This window comes from Acinetobacter sp. PFS20, assembly GCF_052261015.1.
GTDB lineage: Bacteria > Pseudomonadota > Gammaproteobacteria > Pseudomonadales > Moraxellaceae > Acinetobacter.
The window spans coordinates 1,708,317-1,726,105 of the sequence record NZ_JBPVZE010000001.1 but is presented as its reverse complement, the minus strand read 5'-3'; the positions used below and the strand labels follow the sequence as shown (position 1 = coordinate 1,726,105).

Here is a 17,789-nt window from a genome sequence, read left to right as displayed (position 1 = left end):
CCGCTAGTACTCTAATTGTATTGTGAACCTATTTTAGCAAAAGTTATACATGAGGCGAAATATTCACGTGCAGGAAAAACTTCACCTTAGCATCAGTTTACGGCACAATAGGCATAATTGTGGAAGTTTGAATTATGGCGAAAGCAACAGTAGTGAAAAAACATAATGGCGGAACAATCGCACAAAATAAACGTGCCCGTCATGATTATTTTATCGAAGAAAAATTTGAAGCAGGCATGTCACTTCAAGGTTGGGAAGTAAAATCCTTACGTGCTGGGCGTATGACCCTGACCGAAAGTTATGTCATTTTCAAAAATGGTGAAGCATTTTTACTTGGCTCACAAATTCAGCCATTATTATCGGCTTCGACCCATGTTGTACCAGAAGCAACACGTACACGTAAATTATTGCTTTCCCGACGTCAGCTTGAACACCTAATGGGTGCAGTTAACCAGAAAGGTTACTCATGTGTTCCTTTGGCGTGTTATTGGAAAGGTCACTTGGTTAAACTAGAAATTGCGCTTGTGAAGGGTAAACAGCTTCATGACAAACGCGCAACTGAAAAAGACCGTGACTGGCAGCGTGATAAAGCTCGCATATTTCATAAGTAATAAAAAAACCTTTAAAGTTAACTTTAAAGGTTTTTTTATATCAGTTTTAATTTAGCAAAATTTTAAATTCCCATAACAGTTTGGAGCAAAAGATTGATTTTTAAGTTGTAAATCTTTCAATGGGAAATTCACAATTGTATTTGGTAATTTAACTTCTCCTACTGCTAAGTCTTCACCAAACAAACAATTTAAAAGATTACATCTCACAGGATTTGCAGTTAAATAAGCACTAATCGGATCAACCACTTGTTTTAAAACATCATTGATTATCTCAATTTGTTTACTTGGCGTCACATTGCCAATATCAATTTCATCATCAAAAGCCATCCACCACCCCCGTTCTGCTGCTGCATCTGCACCTGGCCAAAATATTTGTTGGCCTTGCAAAGAAAGTGAGAAAGGATTGTTTAATTCAATTTTATGAATAAACCCTAAGTTTTGATCGACTGTGAGTGCGGCTCTTAATCCGGTAATACTACCCGTTACATTTTTTTGTAAATTTAATAAACCCAGTGCGGCATTAATAGAAGCTTTCAAATCTCCTGAGAAATTAAGCTGATCAATATTTGCCACCCCGTTTAGCATGACATTATTCATTCGTGAACCAGATATAACTTGTCCATTAATAACAATAGGTGCAGTGGTCTGTTGTAATTGCAAATTATAATCAGACGAGTTAAACCCTAAAGGAATACAAATTCCGATACATGCATTAACAGTCCCATCAATGGTCTTGCCTGTATCTTGATAAGACATATTACGAGCAGCGGTATAAGCTAAACCAGTGGTATCTTTAATTTTCATGTAACCACTTAAGCTATTAATTCCATTTGGTGTTTCTGAATTTTCAAGTCCCATAGTCAGCAGTCCCATAACCTTTTCAGCACTTAAACGAAAACCTTTAATTTCTCTTAATGCTGCACTATCTGGATTTTTAATTGCAAATTCAATAAAGGGATTACTAAAAATTGCAGAAGATGAAGCACGTCCATCACTCGTATCACTTAAACCACTTAAGCTTAAGTTATCAATATCAATGTCACATCCACCTAAACCGTTTACGCCTCCACATCCTAACTGCAACTTATTAACATTGGCATTTAATTCGAGATTTGCTTCTAAACCCAATTTATAAAAGCCAATATTTTGCTGATTCATTGAAGCATCAGCTTGTTTTGGGTCGGTATAGGTAAATGAAAATAATGCCTGAGCTTCAACTTTAGAAAGTTCTGAATCACTGAGTGGAACAAGATTTGCAGATTCTAAATTAGCGTAGCTTAAGGTAGCCCAACATAGACAAAGAGCTGTTAAAAAAATTTTCATGATTATTCCATTTTTTTATTTATTAGGATTTAGACATCATTGTCCAAATAAACCATTTGGTAAAAAATAATCAAAAAAGAACAAAAAAAAATACAACTTTTTTGTAATTAGATTAAAAATTAAATATTTATTTGTATAAAATCAATTGCTTATTTTAACTTATGCGATAAAGTACTCCAGCAATATATTCACCAAACCATTTAGCTGTATCCAAGTCACCTTGTGGGGGAGTAACTTCAACAGGGGCATTATCTGATTGTGTCATTAGACCTAAACAACTCGATAATCGGTTTAAATCTTTTTCACTATGGCCTGTGGTCATTAAAGGCAAACCTGACCACAACATGCCATGTTGCATGGCAAAGATATTTAATTGCTGTAATACAGCTAGTTTATCGCCACTCAATCCGCCCGAATTTGCAAAGCCAGCTGCTAGCTTGCCTTGCCATAATCGTTCTTTCCAACGCTTAGAGGTACTGTCCATAAACTTTTTAAAGTCGGCAGTCATACTTCCCATATAAGTTGGTGATCCGAAAATAATGCCCTGCGAAGCATCAAGCGCATCCCAATCAATATGTTCAATATTCATTAAATGTACTTTGACTCCCATCACCTCTGCACCAGCAGCAATAGCCGCAGCAACTTTTGCAGTGTGACCATATGGACTATGGTAAACAATAGAGAGATGTTTTTCAGGCAAAGACATAAGAGTAAAGTTTTGTGCGATTTTTTCTATTTTATCATTTTATTAGCACTTGCTAAACCGTCATCTATAAATATGAAATTTAAGTTTTTTCTTATATCTCATGAAAGAGCTGTTTAAAAAATTAAAGTAAAGACGATCCTATTTTGCTTAATTAAGTACAAAATAAGAGCGCCTTTTACTAATAGTTATCAAACCTACATAAAAACAAAAGTAGCCATACGTCCAGTCTTCGCATCACGGCGATAAGAAAAATATTCATCGCTCTGTTGATATGAACATTGGTCTCCACCTACAACCTGTTTCACACCTAGACTCTGCAAAATAAAACGTGCAATGGCATATAAATCTGCATGAAACTTGTCTGGGGACACGCCATCAGCAAAGGCTGTTTCCAACTCAGGATACTTATCACAAAAAGCAGCCTTTACTTCAGCTCCAATTTCAAAACAAGGTTGGCTAATGGCAGCCCCCATCCATGCCCAAGTTGGAGGATTTTGCATAGCGGCAACTGTATTTTCAATAATGCCACCTGCTAAACCACGCCAACCCGCATGTAAGTTTGCGACTTCGGTACCTTCGGCATTACCTAACACAACAGGTAAACAATCCGCGGTCATCATCATTAGAGCATGACCTTTGGTTTGAGTGACCAAACCATCACCGATTAAAGCCTTAAAAGGAATTTGTTCATTTACTGTATGGCAAATCGTACTATGTGTTTGAGTCATCCATGTCATCTTTTTGACCCCAAACTGAGCAAACTCATCTAACAATATCATTCGATGCTGCTGTACGCGTGCTGCATCATCGTTGACATGTAAAGCTAGATTGAAACCTGATAATTCAGGATGCTTTGTTGGTAATGTCAATGGATGTTGAACATGTGTCTGCCCCACATATACGCCTTGAGGTAATCCTTGAACAAATTCCATATTAAGTTCCTTAGTAGGCTGCGTTTTCGGTACGCAATACGTTTACTAAATGCGTAAAATCTTCAGGCCACGGCGCTTCAAATGTCATTTCCTCACCTGTGCGAGGATGCTTTAAACCTAATTTAGCGGCATGTAAAGCTTGGCGCTTAAAGCCGCGTAAAGTTTCAATGAGTAATTCAGATGCTCCAGCAGGTACACGTACACGGTTCATATAAATCTGATCACCGATCAGTCCATAGCCGATATAACTAAAATGCACACGAATCTGATGAGTTCGGCCTGTTTCAAGACGAGCTTGTACACGAGTAAAATCTTTAAAGCGTTCTTTCACATTATAGTGGGTTACCGCATCTCGTCCGCCCGGTAGAATTGCCATTTTCACACGATCAACTGGATGACGTTTAATCGGTTCATCAATCGTACCGCCAGCAATAATATTTCCATAAACAACTAGGTCATATACACGGTAAACCGATTTATTTGCCAACTGTTTACTTAAGGAAAATTGTGCTTCAAGGCTCTTAGCAACAACTAACAAACCGCTTGTATCTTTATCAATACGATGTACTAAACCCGCACGCGACAGTTCCGACAATTTTGGGAAATGATAAAGCAAGGCATTCACTAAAGTTCCAGAACTATTGCCTGCCCCTGGATGTACTACCATGCCTACTGGTTTATTAATGACTAAAATGTCGTCATCTTCATAAACAATATTAAGTGGAATATTCTCAGGTTGACTTGTGGTCTGCGCTTCGAGCTCAACTTCGAGTGTAAGAAGCTCTGTCCCTTCACAACGGTGCTTAGGTTTGACAATGTTACCATTCACCAACAGATGGCCATCCTTCAACCATTGTTTAAGTTTTTCACGTGAAAACTCATTCCACACCAAGGCCGCAACCTGATCGATACGTTGTCCCAGATAGGTTTCATCTAACTGAACTTGCAACGATAAACGTGTTGCAGTTGTATCAGAAGTATGGTTATCTGCATCCTCAGAATCTTCAAGTAAATTGAAGTCGGTTTCAGATAAGTTTGTGTTTGAAGATTGTGCTGAAGTCATTTGATCATTGAGATAAAAGTGGTTTAATAGCGCAATTGTAGCTCATTGCCCAACATAACAGAGGAGTTTTTATGTCGCTACCACGTTATAAAATTACGATGCTTGCCTTATCTTTAGGTGTAGCATCTGCATTTGTGGGCTGTAGCAGCAATCCAAGTAAAAAAGAAGTGGTCGATAGTGGCCCACAATCTAGTGAACAAGCTTACTTCGAAAAGGCCCAAAAGTCGCTTGACCGCGGTCAATATCTTGATGCGACCAAGTCTTTAGAAGCAATCGATACTTATTATCCGACTGGACAATACGCACAACAAGCACAACTTGAACTTCTATATTCAAAATTTAAACAAAAAGATTATGAAGGCGCGATTGCCTTAGCAGAACGTTTTATTCGTTTAAATCCTCAACATCCAAATGTAGATTATGCTTACTATGTTCGTGCTGTATCGAATATGGAGCAAAACTACGACAGTTTGATGCGCTATACATCTCTGCAACAATCTCATCGTGATGTGAGTTATTTGAAAGTTGCTTATCAGAACTTTGTTGATTTAATTCGTCGTTTCCCAAGTAGCCAATACTCTGTTGATGCTGCTCAGCGTATGAAGTTCATTGGGCAAGAACTTGCTGAAAATGAAATGACTGCTGCACGTTTTAACGTTAAACGTAAAGCTTGGATCGCAGCTGCCGAGCGTTCGCAATGGGTAATTGAACACTATCCACAAACTCCTCAAGTTCCAGAAGCATTAGCGACTTTGGCATATAGCTATAACCAATTAGGTGATAAAGCGACTTCACAACAATATATTGAAGTTTTAAAGCTTAATTACCCTAACTTGGTGAAAAAAGACGGCACAGTTAACATGCGTGCTGCTCGTAAAGAAGGTAACTGGATTAACCGTGCGACTCTGGGTATTTTCGGTCGTGAATCTACGGCTGCAACTCCAGAAAGCACAGCTGAAGCTGAAGCTCCAAAACGTGGTTTCCTCAATCGCGTAAGCTTTGGTTTAATTGGTAATTCAGATAAAGAAGAAACTGAAGAACCAGAAAAAACAACTGTTGAAGCTCCAAAGTCAGAACGTAGTTGGACAAATCGTTTAAGCTTCGGTTTATTAGATAAACCTGAGCCACAACCAGCAGAAAATACAACTGTTGCTCCAGCTGTTAGCTCTACAGATGTATCGACTGACACTCAGTCAGATGATGCAACGCAAGGTACTAGCGACGCTGCTCAATAAGTTACAAATTTTAAAAAGCACCAATAAACAGGCAAGTGATACCACTTGCCTGTTTGTTTTTATAAAATATTAAAATATTTATTGTGTAGATCTTGCCTCATCATGTCAGAATATTCTGACTCACTCTCTCATCAGTTTTAATACGGTTATCTGAATTATGGCAATTCCACAACATACGATTGATCAGATTTTAGATCGCACAGATATTGTCGATCTGATTGGTCAACGTGTGAAACTGAAAAAGACGGGACGTACATATTCCGGCTGTTGCCCTTTTCATCAAGAAAAAACGCCATCGTTCCATGTCTACCGCGACAAGCAGTATTATCACTGCTTTGGTTGTCAGGCTAACGGGAACGCGATCCGTTTTCTTATGGACATCGATAACCGAAATTTTATAGATGTCATGAAGGAGTTATCGAGTAGCGCTGGAGTCGAACTACCGAAAGATAATACTGAAAATAAAAAGCTGTCTTATACCCGTCAGGTTACGAAACCACCAGTTGCTAAAACAAATACGGCGGAGCCTGTAACTCCAACTCCACAACAACCAATTGATGAAAGCTATAACACGCTTGAACCTGTATTTTTTGATGACCCATTTGCTCAGTTTGAGCAGCCTTTTAGTTTTGATGAGCCAGTTCAAGAAGGTAATTTATATGACTTACTGGAAAATGTTGCCCAGTTCTATGAGCACCAATTACCTAATAGTCAAAAGGCAAAAAACTACTTTAAACAACGTGGCTTAACTAATCAGACTATTCAGTTTTGGCGCTTGGGCTATGCACCAGAAGACTGGCAACACTTAGAAAAAGCTTTTCCGTATGATATTGATGGTTTAAAACAACTTGGACTTATTCGTTCAAGCGATAATGGGCGTGATTTTGACTTATTACGTGACCGTGTCATTTTCCCGATTCGAGATCCTAAAGGCCGCGTCGTTGGTTTTGGTGGACGTGCCTTAAATGATGAAATCAAACCTAAATACATCAACTCACCTGACTCAGAGGTCTTTCACAAGAATCAGCTACTTTACGGACTTTATGAAGGTAGAAAACTTAAGTCTAGCGACTGGTTAATGGTTGAAGGCTACATGGATGTCATTGCGCTTCAGCAATATGGCATTACAGGAGCTGTTGCAACTTTAGGGACTGCAAGTAATACAGAACATCTTAATATTTTATTTAAACAAAATAGCCGAATTACCATTGCTTTTGACGGTGATGCTGCGGGTCAAAAAGCAGCACGCAGAACATTAGAAATTGCTTTACCACTTCTCAATGATGGCCGTGAACTCAAATTTTTTGTTCTACCAAATGACCACGATCCGGACTCTCTTATCCGTCGTGAAGGGCTTGAAAATTTCCAGAAACTATTACAACAGGCCCCTCTTTTGTCTGATTTTGTGTTTGCCCATTTAACAGGTCAGCACGACATTAGCACTCCTGAAGGCAAAAGCTTGGTCATGGGTGAACTCAGGGAACTAACTGAACTATTACCCAAACAGGGCTCTTTTCGTTATTTACTTAATCAATCTTTCCGTGAAAAACTCGGACTAGGTAAACGTTTTACCCCACAAGTTAGTCACGATGCATCGTTATCATTTAATATTCAAACGAAAGATGAAGACTTTGCTGTCGCAATTTTGATGCACCATCCATTCCTTTATATTCATTTTGAAGGATTACGTGCCTATATTCCCCAAGATGAGTTATTGGCAAAAATATTAGCAACTTTAAACCGTATATTTGATGAATTGCCTGATGACCAAGAGCTAGCAACTTATTATGTTTTAGGTGCATGCAGCAGTTATTGCCATGAAATTGCAGATATTATGCAAAGAACCAATATACAGGCATTAACTCAAGCACCTGAAGTGGCTGACAAGTTAGCTCAAGAATATGCGTTAGGCTTAAAAGAAAGATATTTACGTCAAAAGCTTAAGTCACCGATTTCTCTGATTGAATCAAGAAATCTAAGACAGCAACTCAATGAACTAACAAAACAAATTAGTTTAAGGCTGTTGTCTTAATGTTTTGGCTTACGCTCATGATCAAAGACATCCTGTAAATGCTGTTGTAGCCATTCTAAATAATCAGGATTTTCTGCCTTGGCAGCTTCGCGTAGCAAAATAGATGTCGGATGCATAAGCTTTTGCGTCAAACGATGCGCGAATTGCTGTAATACTTGTTCAGCATTTTCACCATGATGCAAAGCCTCTAATGCGTGCGTAAGCTCTTGTTGACTAATTTCTTCACTATGTTGGCGGTAAGCATGAATTGTACTACCTGCCTCTTTAACTTTTTGATGAGTAATAAGCTGGGTAGCTAACTGATTAACCATAACTTCTGCTTCAACAGCGGCCTGACGTCGTTGAGCAAGGTTTTCATCAATCACACTTTGTAAATCATCAACCCCATACAAATAGACCCCATCAAGCGCTTCAACTTTAGGATCTATATCACGAGGTACAGCTAAATCAACCATTAACATTTGTTGATAGCGACGTTTCTTTAATGCAGCCTTAACATCTGGATAGGCAATAACTTGATATAAGCTACCAGTACAACTCGACACAACATCAGCACGATATAAGTTTTCAGCCAATGCTGAAAAATCAATAATTTCAACTTCAACTTGATGTGAAATCTCTTGAGCCAATTGGTCAGCACGCTCACGGCTACGGTTACAAATAATAATTTTGGCAACACCCATTTCAGCCAGATGCTTAGCAACCAAACTATTCATTTCACCTGCTGCAACGACCATTACAGTAAGTTTTTCGGGCTTACTAAAGACTTGTAAAGCTAATTGTGCAACGGCATACCCCATCGAAACTGCATGACTACCTACTGCCGTTTCGGAACGTACACGTTTAGCAGCATAAAAAGCATATTCAAAAACACTGTTTAATTCAGGAGAGACCGTTTGAGCTTCTTTAGACAATGCTAAAGCACTTTTAACCTGCCCTAAAATTTGCGGCTCCCCCAGCATGAGAGAATCTAGACCACTCGCTACTCGCATTAAATGTGTAATTGCCTGCGTGTTCTCGTAACGATAAACATGATGAATTAAGTGCTGTACATCAATATTATTGGCATCGGCTAACCATTTTAGAAGGCTTTCGGCATTTTCTGCCATGGCATACACTTCTGTGCGGTTACACGTCGAGACGACCACCAAATCCTTTAAGTTCTGGTGATGGTTTTGTTCGGCAAGCAAACGACTTAATCGCTCTGCATTGAAAGCAATTTTTTCGCGGAGTTCGACAGAAGCTGTTTGATGGTTGACACCCAATGCAAAGAAAGACATATCAGATCATCATTTCGCTAAATTTATGCTATTGTGCAACATCGGTGTCATAAAAAGCATTACTTTGGATCAATAAAAATTGCGTCAAATGAATAGCCGTATTAATTTTAACGGTGCTTCGATAAGACAGTATTCTACCACATTCTTATTGTTAGGTAGCATGTCCTCGCATGTCTATGCACGTCCTGTGCAAGAGACCTATGCCGTGCATTCATTTGATCAGGCCTTAGAACAAACTATGGTCGCTGAATTTGCTCTGGCTTATGATGATATTCCTAACGCTTTGCATAATTACACAGTCCTCGCAATTAAAAGTAACTCTACTTCAATTAAACAGCGAGCTTTAGACGTTGCTCTTGAATATAATGACTTACAAGCCGCTTTAAATATTGCTACACATTGGGTAGCTCAAGAGCCTAAAGATGTGCCAGCTTTATTCTATTTGTCACATATTGCTTTAAAAACACATGAATACCAGCTTGCCGCTGAAACATTAGATAAAATTTTAAAAATAGATCCGACTGCTGATTTAGAACAAATTTTAGCAAGTATTGCTCCGGAAAATGCTCAAGATCGAGATGTACTATTAACAGCTTTACGCTCTAGTGCTGAAAAAGACAACCCTTCTATTTTAGCACTCATCGCCAACTTAGAAGCCCAAAATGGCCAATTGGAATCTGCTCTAACCAACATCAACAAGGCATTACGCCGACGCCCTAAAGTGACGAGCTTTATTTTAATGAAAGCGAACCTGCTCATTGCTCTGAGCGATCAAGAAGGTGCGCTTAAATGGTATGCAAAGTCCAGCCGTAAATATAAGAAAAATTTAGATATTCGTTTAGCTGAAATCCGCTATCTCATTCAAATTAATCAATCTCAACTTGCGTTAGAAAAGCTCGAAAACGTTATAGAAGCTAATCCTAAAGCTGAAGAAGCATTGTTTATTGCAGGCTTAACCAGTATCGATTTAAAGCAATATGACAAAGCAGAACAATATCTTGTTGATCTACGAAACTCTGCAAAATATCAAAATGAAGCCTATTACTACTTGGCAATTAATGCAGAACGTAAACAACATTATGAAACCGCAAAAGCTTACTATCGTTTAGTCGATGGCAGCTTATATGTAGTTTCCAGACGTAATCTGATTGCAATATATGATAAACAAGAAAATTTACATGATGCTTTACGGTTCCTCACGCAAGAACGCGTAAATTATCCCCAACATGCAAGTTTCTTATATCAAGCTCAAGCTGAAATCTTAAAGAAAATGGGCAATAAAAAAGCTGCATTAAATTTATTAGATGAAGCGATAAAGAATTTACCCGATGATCCTGAACTCATTTACGCAGAAGTTTTACTACTTGATCCATATACTGACCGAGATAAACTCGACAAAACATTAAAGCAATTATTACAACTTGAACCTAACAGTCCAACTTACCTCAATGCATATGCTTATACACTAGCCCTACAAAACCGTCGGCTAAAAGAAGCACGTCAATATGCAGAACAAGCTTTAGAATATGCGCCGGAACAGGCCTCAATTCTTGATACGCTGGGGTATATCGCATTTTTGCAGAATGATTATGAAGCCGCGGCAGAGGCTTTAGGCAAAGCTTATGAACTTAGTCACAATATAAATATTGGCGTTCGCTATGCTAAAGCATTGTATATGCAAGGATCATTAACTCAATTTAGCGCTGTGTTACAACAACTGAAACAAAAACATGCCAATGATCCACAATTACAACAGCTTGATGCGTTAATTTTACCTACATCTGCAAAAAAGAGTTAAATATATGAGCAAATTTGCCCAACTGTGCACAGCGATCTGTGGATCAAGTGTATTATTTCTAACCGGTTGTCAGCATTTTACTCAACCAAAACCTGCGGTTACCCAGCAAGTTCAAGATGAAAAACACTTTAATTTACAAGGTAAAATCGGGGTTCGCACACCACAGCAAACTGGTAGTGCTTTTTTCACATGGGTTCAACAACAAGATAATTTTGATATTGAATTAAGCGGTATTTTAGGTGTAGGAAAAACTCAAATTCAAGGTAAACCCGGTGAAGTGAAGTTAAATAGTGCGAAAACTGGATTAATTACTGCAGCCTCTCCAGAAGAGCTTTTAGAGCGCGCAACTGGTTGGCAAGCACCAATTACTCATTTAACGAGTTGGATTTTGGCCAAACCTGCAACTTTAAGTGCTCAGATCAGTAAAGATAGCGAAAATCGTGTAAACCAACTGATTGAAGATGGCTGGACAGTTAATTTTAGCTATGATGGCGAACAAACTTTGCCAAACAAACTGGTTTTAAAGCAAGCTCTTGCTGAAGATAAAGAAAACCGTATTACAATGGTCATCCAAAACCGCTAAGTCTAATTATATAAATCTATGATTCGAGTTCCTTCTCCAGCTAAGCTCAACCTGTTTTTGCATATTACAGGCCGACGCGAAAATGGTTATCATGAGTTACAAACCATTTTCCAACTTATTGATTTATATGACTGGATGATATTTACGCCGACTTTGGATGAACAAATCGAAATTGATGGATTGAGTGAAGTCAAACCTGAAGAAAACCTGATTTATCGGGCTGCTCAACTACTAAGATCGCATGCAAAAAAATTCTGCGGTCTCCACATCAAAATTGAAAAAAATATTCCAATGGGTGCAGGTCTGGGCGGAGGTTCATCCAATGCTGCCACAACCCTGATTGTGTTAAATCAATTATGGGAATGTGGACTAAATCAAGAACAACTTGCGGACTATGGCGTTAAGCTTGGTGCCGATGTTCCTATTTTTATTTATGGTAAAAATGCATGGGCTGAAGGTATTGGTGAACATTTATCATTCATAGACTTAGATCAAAAACAGTTCATTATTTTAAAACCTGATTGTTTTATCAGCACTCAATTGCTTTTTTCACAAAAAACATTGACAAGAGACTCTAAGACCACTAAATTTTGCGCCTATCAGTTAGAACCTTCTAATTTTGGAAATAACTTTGAGCCATTAGCTCGGCAGTTATACCCTGAAGTAGAAGAAGCAATGCGATATTTAGACCAGTTTGGTCAAGCAAAGCTTACAGGTACAGGTGCTTGTGTTTTTATTGAAGTAACGAATGAAATGAATATTGATGAAATTCTTAACCATTCACCTTGTAAATCTTACTTGGTAAATAGTTTAAAAGAATCTCCTCTTAATCATTTTAAGGTTACACGTTAGGGGCGTCGCCAAGTGGTAAGGCACCGGGTTTTGATCTCGGCATCCGTTGGTTCGAATCCAGCCGCCCCTGCCAACCTCACCTGTAATGATGATTATATTAGGGGCGTCGCCAAGTGGTAAGGCACCGGGTTTTGATCTCGGCATCCGTTGGTTCGAATCCAGCCGCCCCTGCCATCATATATATCATCGAATTTAGGGGCGTCGCCAAGTGGTAAGGCACCGGGTTTTGATCTCGGCATCCGTTGGTTCGAATCCAGCCGCCCCTGCCATTCTCTTATTTTAAAGACAGACTTAATTGCTATGCTTTTTGTTGATTAATCTTGACATTGCATTGCAAAAATATTAAAGTTCTGCCGCATTAGGGGCGTCGCCAAGTGGTAAGGCACCGGGTTTTGATCTCGGCATCCGTTGGTTCGAATCCAGCCGCCCCTGCCATCTATTTAATTACATACCAACCGCCAAGGGTGCTTCATGCCCAATCTTGTCGTTTTTAGTGGAAATGCTCATCCACAGTTCGCTCAAAAAGTCGTAAGTCACTTACATATCCCTCTAGGTGCTGCATCAGTCGGTCACTTTTCTGATGGAGAAATTTCAGTAGAAATTACTGAAAATGTTCGTGGTAAAGACGTATTTATCGTTCAGCCTACTTGTGCCCCTACCAATGATAACCTTATGGAAATCCTGGTTATGGCAGACGCTTTGCGTCGTGCAAGTGCTGGTCGTATTACCGCTGTTATCCCTTATTTTGGTTATGCTCGCCAAGACCGTCGTCCACGTTCTGCACGTGTACCGATTACAGCTAAAGTTGTTGCAGACATGCTTACCACTGTTGGTATTGATCGTGTCGTAATGATTGACTTACATGCTGACCAAATTCAGGGTTTCTTCGATATTCCAGTCGACAACATCTACGGTACTCCTGCTTTGCTTGCTGACTTACGTCAACAACAGCATGACAACCTTATGGTGGTTTCTCCCGACGTTGGTGGTGTAGTACGTGCTCGTGCCGTTGCCAAACAGATGGGTGATATCGATTTAGCAATTATTGACAAACGTCGTCAAAAAGCCAATGAGTCGCAAGTTATGCACTTAATTGGTGACGTAAAAGATCGTGATTGCGTTATCGTAGATGACATGGTTGATACTGCCGGTACATTGTGCAAAGCAGCTGATGCGCTTAAGCAATTTGGTGCACGCCGTGTAGTTGCATACGCAACTCATCCTGTACTTTCTGGCAAGGCTATTGAAAACTTACGTAATTCAGTTATTGATGAATTGGTTGTCACTGACACTATTCCTCTTTCTGAAGAAGCATTAACCTTGGGCAAAATCCGTCAGGTTTCTGTTGCTAGCATGGTTGCTGAAACGATTCGTCGTATTAATAACGAAGAATCTATCAGTGCGATGTTCGATAGTTTATAATACCGCAGCTTTTATGAACCCTGGCCTTGGCTGGGGTTTTCTATCACTAAACTGGTCGCAAGTTTAGTATATTTAAACTTTAATGAGGATTTACTCATGGCAAACTTCGTATTAAACGCTCAAGCGCGTGCTGAAGACAAACAAGGGAAAGGTGCGAGCCGCCGCCTTCGTCACGAAGCATTAATTCCAGCTATCATTTATGGTGGCAATGCTGAGCCTGTAGCTATTACTTTAGAACTTCGTGAGCTTGTAAAAGCTTTAGAAAACAATGCTTTCTTTGAAGAAGTTGTAGAAATCAAAGTGGGCGACAAAGTTGAAAACGTTAAAATCCAAGCGTTACAACGTCACCCATCTAAAAACACTCCTATGCACGCTGACTTTAAACGCGCATAAGTGTTGAAAGGCGTAGATTAGTGTCAAATATTTCGCTAATTGTTGGTTTGGGCAATCCTGGTTCAGAATATGCCCAAACCCGCCATAATGCAGGCTTTTGGTTCATTGAACAGCTTGCTAATAAATATGGCATTACATTAAAAAATGATCCGAAATTTCACGGAATCAGTGGACGTGGTAATATAGAAGGACACGATGTCCGTCTACTTCTACCTACTACATTTATGAACCGTTCTGGACAAAGTGTAGTTCCATTTGCAAAATTTTATCAAATTGCTCCCGAAGCAATTTTGATTGCTCATGATGAACTTGATATGAACCCTGGTGTAATTCGTCTTAAAACAGGCGGTGGACATGGTGGTCATAACGGTTTACGTGACATTGTCCCTCATATTGGTCCAAATTTTCATCGTTTACGTATTGGTATCGGACATCCTGGCTCAAAAGAAAGAGTTTCAGGTCACGTACTTGGAAAAGCACCAAGTAGTGAACAAAGTCTGATGGATGCAGCAATTGATCATGCCCTTTCTAAAGTGAAACTACTTGTTCAAGGACAAGTTCCACAGGCCATGAATCAAATTAATGCATATAAACCTACTTAAATTGTTGAACAATCATGCTTGCTATCTTGCTTTTTTAGGAGCAAAATGCGCATCAGCCACTTTGCCAACCGCAAAAGCTAAAGATTTCACCATAGGATCTACATCTTAGGTCTACTCAGGAGACGCTAGCCATGCTATCTCGTTTATTAAAATGCAAAATTCACCGCGCAGTTGTAACCCATGCTGAACTTCACTATGAAGGTTCTTGTGCAATTGATGGCGTATTGATGGACTTAGCTGGTATTCGTGAATATGAAGAAATTCATGTTTGGAATGTAACCAATGGCAAACGCTTCACGACTTATGCGATTCGTGGTGAAGATAACTCTGGAATTATTTCAGTAAACGGCGGTGCTGCACATCAAGCAGACGTTGGTGATCTAGTCATTATTGCTACATTTGGTGATTTTACTGAAGCTGAAGCAAACATTCATAAACCACGTTTGGTCTATGCAAACCCAAATAATACAGTCAACCACACAGCGAATTGTATCCCTGTTCAAGTTGCCTAACTTCTTCTAAGAATAAAAAAGCCCGCATTGACGGGCTTTTATAATTTTATAAATCCTAAATCGTTCCTTTCCACCAGTTCTTTTGCTGTTTGCAGTTTAATGGTTGAAGCCCCTCTCCTCGCAAATCAAACAGAATCGCCTCTCCTTTTGTATTTACCTTAAATTCAGCATACTTTGCTTTCTGATAGCATTGAGCTAGACCTTCGGCAAACAAGAAACTTCGTGAAGCAGGATATAAAGCCTGTAAACGATTTTCAGGATTTTTTAAAATTAAACTTTGCCCAACAAATGAATTGTTATTATCCAAAATTGTACGAACTACTCGATTTTGTGAATCCAAAATAACTTTTGCTGGAACAGAAGGATGATTAAAAATTACCTGATCTAGAGCCTCACTCTCACTTCTTGCAAGAGCTTTAAGAGACTGTAAATTTAACTCATAAGCCAGTGCCATATAGTCACCTTGTAAAATTGAACGCGGGTCGACTGGTCTAAGCTCAATAAAAATACTTTTACTATGATGCAAATGCCATTCGTTTTTTGCCACTAATCCTACAAAGATTAATATGGTGGTTAATGCAAGAATAAGAGAAAAATACTTTTTCATTCTTTCTCTCCTTCAACAAGACCATCTTTATTTTCACGATGAAGTAGCCATGACAGAGCCAAGAGAACAGCACCAGAAATAAAAATTGAGGCACTTTTGGCTAGAAAAGTTATTTGTAAGTTGTAGTAGAGCTGCCAGAACACTAAAACTAATACAGCCAAGCTAACTCCATAAACAATATAATCTTTCTTTTTTAATGCCCACGTTAAAATAATGAACAGGATAAAAATTTCAAAATAGCCAAGTGTAATAAGCAATATGCCAAAAATTAAAAAAGCGAAAAAAGTGATTCCCTGAAGTTGTCTATATAAATGAAAAACACTAAAGCAAAGTAACCAAACACTAGGCAGAAAATATAGAACCCACCTATGTTGATCTATCGAATTTTCTGGAACGAGTCCCATAAAAGTATCGAAAAAAGAAGCGACTAGAATGACGACTAGCACACATAAAAAAATACTACGCTCATATAGAGCTAGTGACTTTCTCTTAGGTAAGAGCACCAAACTAAAAACAAAATAATTGAGCAAAGTTAAATTTAAATAGGTTTGAGTAGAATGTATTGACCACAACGAATGGTCTAGTTGTAGCAAATAGACAAAAGCGATGCCATATGTAGCAAGCATTTGAATTAAAATGAAGAACCAATGCGGTTTAAGAAAATAACTGATACATAGAATAAAAATCTGTGCAATTAAAACCCATAGAATTTGATCTGTTTCTGAACCAAGATGAAATAAGAAAGCAGTCTGTCCACTAATAAATAAACAATAAGCAAATTGTCGAAGGAAATAGCTTTGTGATTTCTTTAAAAGAATAAAAGCTAATCCAACAAAAATAATTCCAATGACTAAAGAAATCGCCTCCCAAAACACTAGTGTAAAAGCTGCAAGTGCTAGACCTGCAAGCCAAGCACCAATTGCCAATGGAATGACATAAAAGCGGCTTTGACGAAAAATTTTTATTAAAAGATAACTAATCAGTGCAAACCAAATAAAAATAATGCCCGCAATTAGTAAAAAGATAAATTCATTAGAATCTTTAAATAAGTTATTAATCCCATCTACGAGCCCTATTGTTGCTGTCACACCAAGAACAGCAGCCATTAAACTGGCACATAACTGATCGTCTTTTTTGAGAAAATAATAAAAAGCGATGAGTCCTGAAAAGAAAGCCGAGATCAGATAAGGAATATTTTCATTCGATAGATATTGAATCATTCCAATGATTGAAATAACGGCAAACCAAGTGATAAAAACAAATCTTAAAGCACGATACTTCTTTATACACACCCCAAACTCAATAAGGCTTAATAAATTTAGAAAGAATAGATATAAATAAGGAAATTTTTCTGACCAAAAAGTCTGTTTAAAAAATAAAAAAAGTGTGAGCTGGCTGGTTATACAAATTACACCAAAAATTCCAATATTCGGTCGATATAGCCACGGTAGTAAAAGCAATGTCCAAATTAAAAAAAGCAAATAACTGTCTGCACCAGTTTGATAAACTTGTCCAATTACAGCCAGACTTAAGCCTATCATCAAACCACAAACGCTATGTAAAGTCTGCCTAACCCCATCACCTAAAGTATCTTTTACGCTGAACCAAGCTGTGACAACTAATATAGCGGGCGGGATAGCGAGTTGAATACTGTCTGGAAACATCAACCAGTTAGCAGCAATTAAATACAGAATACTTACCGCCATAAATATATAACTGAAAACATGGAGATGCTGAATAAATGAGCTACTGGTAAGAGGGTAATCGTCTCTTATCTGCATGAAACACCTATTTTATTTATAATTTTCTATAAAAAACATAGCATTCCATTTTCATAT

Annotated in this window: 17 protein-coding genes and 4 tRNA genes; 14 read left to right on the top strand and 7 right to left on the bottom strand. The window is 38.5% G+C overall.

The annotated features are described in order from the left end of the window. The first annotated feature begins 134 nt into the window (after positions 1-134). Positions 135-611, top strand: a complete 477-nt coding sequence (smpB, locus tag ACS125_RS08180) for an SsrA-binding protein SmpB (protein ID WP_004641603.1) — start codon at positions 135-137, stop codon at positions 609-611. Between the two features lie 51 nt (positions 612-662). On the opposite strand, the gene ACS125_RS08175 is transcribed toward smpB, so the two are convergent. The 4 genes from ACS125_RS08175 to rluD form a co-directional block, all read right to left on the bottom strand. After that, on the bottom strand, positions 663-1,934 hold the full coding sequence (locus ACS125_RS08175) for a hypothetical protein (RefSeq protein ID WP_443271452.1): 1,272 nt from the start codon (positions 1,932-1,934) through the stop codon (positions 663-665). A gap of 154 nt (positions 1,935-2,088) precedes the next feature. After that, entirely contained in the window at positions 2,089-2,640 is a 552-nt protein-coding gene (locus tag ACS125_RS08170; RefSeq protein ID WP_443271450.1) for a flavodoxin family protein, read from the bottom strand. Between the two features lie 194 nt (positions 2,641-2,834). Next, on the bottom strand, positions 2,835-3,572 hold the full coding sequence (gene pgeF / locus ACS125_RS08165) for a peptidoglycan editing factor PgeF (protein ID WP_443271448.1): 738 nt from the start codon (positions 3,570-3,572) through the stop codon (positions 2,835-2,837). Positions 3,573-3,582: 10 nt separating this feature from the next. After that, positions 3,583-4,635, bottom strand: coding sequence for a 23S rRNA pseudouridine(1911/1915/1917) synthase RluD (gene rluD / locus ACS125_RS08160; protein WP_443271446.1), 1,053 nt, complete (start codon positions 4,633-4,635; stop codon positions 3,583-3,585). Positions 4,636-4,706: 71 nt separating this feature from the next. Here rluD and ACS125_RS08155 point away from each other — a divergent pair, with 71 nt between their 5' ends. Both ACS125_RS08155 and ACS125_RS08150 read left to right on the top strand, forming a co-directional pair. Next, positions 4,707-5,870, top strand: a complete 1,164-nt coding sequence (locus tag ACS125_RS08155) for an outer membrane protein assembly factor BamD (RefSeq protein WP_174727545.1) — start codon at positions 4,707-4,709, stop codon at positions 5,868-5,870. Positions 5,871-6,027: 157 nt separating this feature from the next. After that, the gene (locus ACS125_RS08150; RefSeq protein WP_443271443.1) at positions 6,028-7,902 is read left to right on the top strand and encodes a DNA primase; all 1,875 of its coding nucleotides are present in this window, start codon (positions 6,028-6,030) and stop codon (positions 7,900-7,902) included. Here ACS125_RS08150 and hemA read toward each other — a convergent pair. After that, the gene (hemA, locus tag ACS125_RS08145) at positions 7,899-9,182 is read right to left on the bottom strand and encodes a glutamyl-tRNA reductase (RefSeq protein WP_004794195.1); all 1,284 of its coding nucleotides are present in this window, start codon (positions 9,180-9,182) and stop codon (positions 7,899-7,901) included. The two genes, ACS125_RS08150 and hemA, sit on opposite strands and share 4 nt — an antisense overlap. Positions 9,183-9,270: 88 nt before the next feature. Between hemA and ACS125_RS08140 the strand changes: the two genes are divergently transcribed. The 11 genes from ACS125_RS08140 (at position 9,271) to panD (ending at position 15,344) form a co-directional block, all read left to right on the top strand. Beyond that, entirely contained in the window at positions 9,271-10,980 is a 1,710-nt protein-coding gene (locus ACS125_RS08140; protein ID WP_004794196.1) for a tetratricopeptide repeat protein, read from the top strand. 4 nt (positions 10,981-10,984) lie between these two features. Continuing rightward, positions 10,985-11,563 carry a lipoprotein insertase outer membrane protein LolB gene (gene lolB, locus ACS125_RS08135; protein ID WP_004794197.1) on the top strand — a complete coding sequence of 193 codons (579 nt, stop codon included), beginning with the start codon at positions 10,985-10,987 and terminating at the stop codon, positions 11,561-11,563. 18 nt (positions 11,564-11,581) lie between these two features. After that, positions 11,582-12,415 (top strand): 4-(cytidine 5'-diphospho)-2-C-methyl-D-erythritol kinase, encoded by an 834-nt coding sequence (gene ispE, locus ACS125_RS08130; protein WP_443271440.1) that lies wholly within the window; start codon positions 11,582-11,584, stop codon positions 12,413-12,415. Continuing rightward, positions 12,414-12,488, top strand: a tRNA-Gln gene (locus ACS125_RS08125). The genes ispE and ACS125_RS08125 overlap by 2 nt, the downstream gene beginning before the upstream one ends. Positions 12,489-12,514: 26 nt before the next feature. Continuing rightward, positions 12,515-12,589, top strand: a tRNA-Gln gene (locus ACS125_RS08120). A 20-nt stretch (positions 12,590-12,609) separates the two neighbouring features. Then, a tRNA-Gln gene (locus ACS125_RS08115) sits at positions 12,610-12,684 on the top strand. Between the two features lie 91 nt (positions 12,685-12,775). Further along, positions 12,776-12,850, top strand: a tRNA-Gln gene (locus tag ACS125_RS08110). A gap of 36 nt (positions 12,851-12,886) precedes the next feature. Further along, positions 12,887-13,837 (top strand): ribose-phosphate pyrophosphokinase, encoded by a 951-nt coding sequence (locus ACS125_RS08105; protein ID WP_002120445.1) that lies wholly within the window; start codon positions 12,887-12,889, stop codon positions 13,835-13,837. Positions 13,838-13,933: 96 nt separating this feature from the next. Next, positions 13,934-14,230 carry a 50S ribosomal protein L25 gene (gene rplY, locus ACS125_RS08100; RefSeq protein WP_004794199.1) on the top strand — a complete coding sequence of 99 codons (297 nt, stop codon included), beginning with the start codon at positions 13,934-13,936 and terminating at the stop codon, positions 14,228-14,230. Between the two features lie 20 nt (positions 14,231-14,250). Next, on the top strand, positions 14,251-14,832 hold the full coding sequence (pth, locus tag ACS125_RS08095) for an aminoacyl-tRNA hydrolase (RefSeq protein ID WP_003653332.1): 582 nt from the start codon (positions 14,251-14,253) through the stop codon (positions 14,830-14,832). Between the two features lie 131 nt (positions 14,833-14,963). Then, complete coding sequence (panD, locus tag ACS125_RS08090) at positions 14,964-15,344, top strand: aspartate 1-decarboxylase (RefSeq protein WP_002120296.1); 381 nt, start codon at positions 14,964-14,966, stop codon at positions 15,342-15,344. Between the two features lie 55 nt (positions 15,345-15,399). On the opposite strand, the gene ACS125_RS08085 is transcribed toward panD, so the two are convergent. Beyond that, positions 15,400-15,951 (bottom strand): GDYXXLXY domain-containing protein, encoded by a 552-nt coding sequence (locus ACS125_RS08085; protein WP_443271436.1) that lies wholly within the window; start codon positions 15,949-15,951, stop codon positions 15,400-15,402. Next, complete coding sequence (locus ACS125_RS08080; RefSeq protein WP_443271434.1) at positions 15,948-17,732, bottom strand: DUF2157 domain-containing protein; 1,785 nt, start codon at positions 17,730-17,732, stop codon at positions 15,948-15,950. The genes ACS125_RS08085 and ACS125_RS08080 overlap by 4 nt, the downstream gene beginning before the upstream one ends. Between the last annotated feature and the right edge of the window lie 57 nt (positions 17,733-17,789).

Excerpts from the sequence above, each read along its gene's own strand:
- pgeF (WP_443271448.1), bottom strand. The coding sequence starts at position 3,572 with ATGGAATTTGTTCAAGGATTACCTCAAGGCGTATATGTGGGGCAGACA.
- lolB (WP_004794197.1), top strand. The coding sequence starts at position 10,985 with ATGAGCAAATTTGCCCAACTGTGCACAGCGATCTGTGGATCAAGTGTA.
- rplY (WP_004794199.1), top strand. The coding sequence starts at position 13,934 with ATGGCAAACTTCGTATTAAACGCTCAAGCGCGTGCTGAAGACAAACAA.
- ACS125_RS08105 (WP_002120445.1), top strand. The coding sequence starts at position 12,887 with ATGCCCAATCTTGTCGTTTTTAGTGGAAATGCTCATCCACAGTTCGCT.
- hemA (WP_004794195.1), bottom strand. The coding sequence starts at position 9,182 with ATGTCTTTCTTTGCATTGGGTGTCAACCATCAAACAGCTTCTGTCGAA.
- rluD (WP_443271446.1), bottom strand. The coding sequence starts at position 4,635 with ATGACTTCAGCACAATCTTCAAACACAAACTTATCTGAAACCGACTTC.
- ACS125_RS08080 (WP_443271434.1), bottom strand. The coding sequence starts at position 17,732 with ATGCAGATAAGAGACGATTACCCTCTTACCAGTAGCTCATTTATTCAG.
- ACS125_RS08175 (WP_443271452.1), bottom strand. The coding sequence starts at position 1,934 with ATGAAAATTTTTTTAACAGCTCTTTGTCTATGTTGGGCTACCTTAAGC.
- ACS125_RS08140 (WP_004794196.1), top strand. The coding sequence starts at position 9,271 with ATGAATAGCCGTATTAATTTTAACGGTGCTTCGATAAGACAGTATTCT.
- ACS125_RS08155 (WP_174727545.1), top strand. The coding sequence starts at position 4,707 with ATGTCGCTACCACGTTATAAAATTACGATGCTTGCCTTATCTTTAGGT.
- smpB (WP_004641603.1), top strand. The coding sequence starts at position 135 with ATGGCGAAAGCAACAGTAGTGAAAAAACATAATGGCGGAACAATCGCA.
- ACS125_RS08085 (WP_443271436.1), bottom strand. The coding sequence starts at position 15,951 with ATGAAAAAGTATTTTTCTCTTATTCTTGCATTAACCACCATATTAATC.
- ispE (WP_443271440.1), top strand. The coding sequence starts at position 11,582 with ATGATTCGAGTTCCTTCTCCAGCTAAGCTCAACCTGTTTTTGCATATT.
- panD (WP_002120296.1), top strand. The coding sequence starts at position 14,964 with ATGCTATCTCGTTTATTAAAATGCAAAATTCACCGCGCAGTTGTAACC.
- ACS125_RS08170 (WP_443271450.1), bottom strand. The coding sequence starts at position 2,640 with ATGTCTTTGCCTGAAAAACATCTCTCTATTGTTTACCATAGTCCATAT.
- ACS125_RS08150 (WP_443271443.1), top strand. The coding sequence starts at position 6,028 with ATGGCAATTCCACAACATACGATTGATCAGATTTTAGATCGCACAGAT.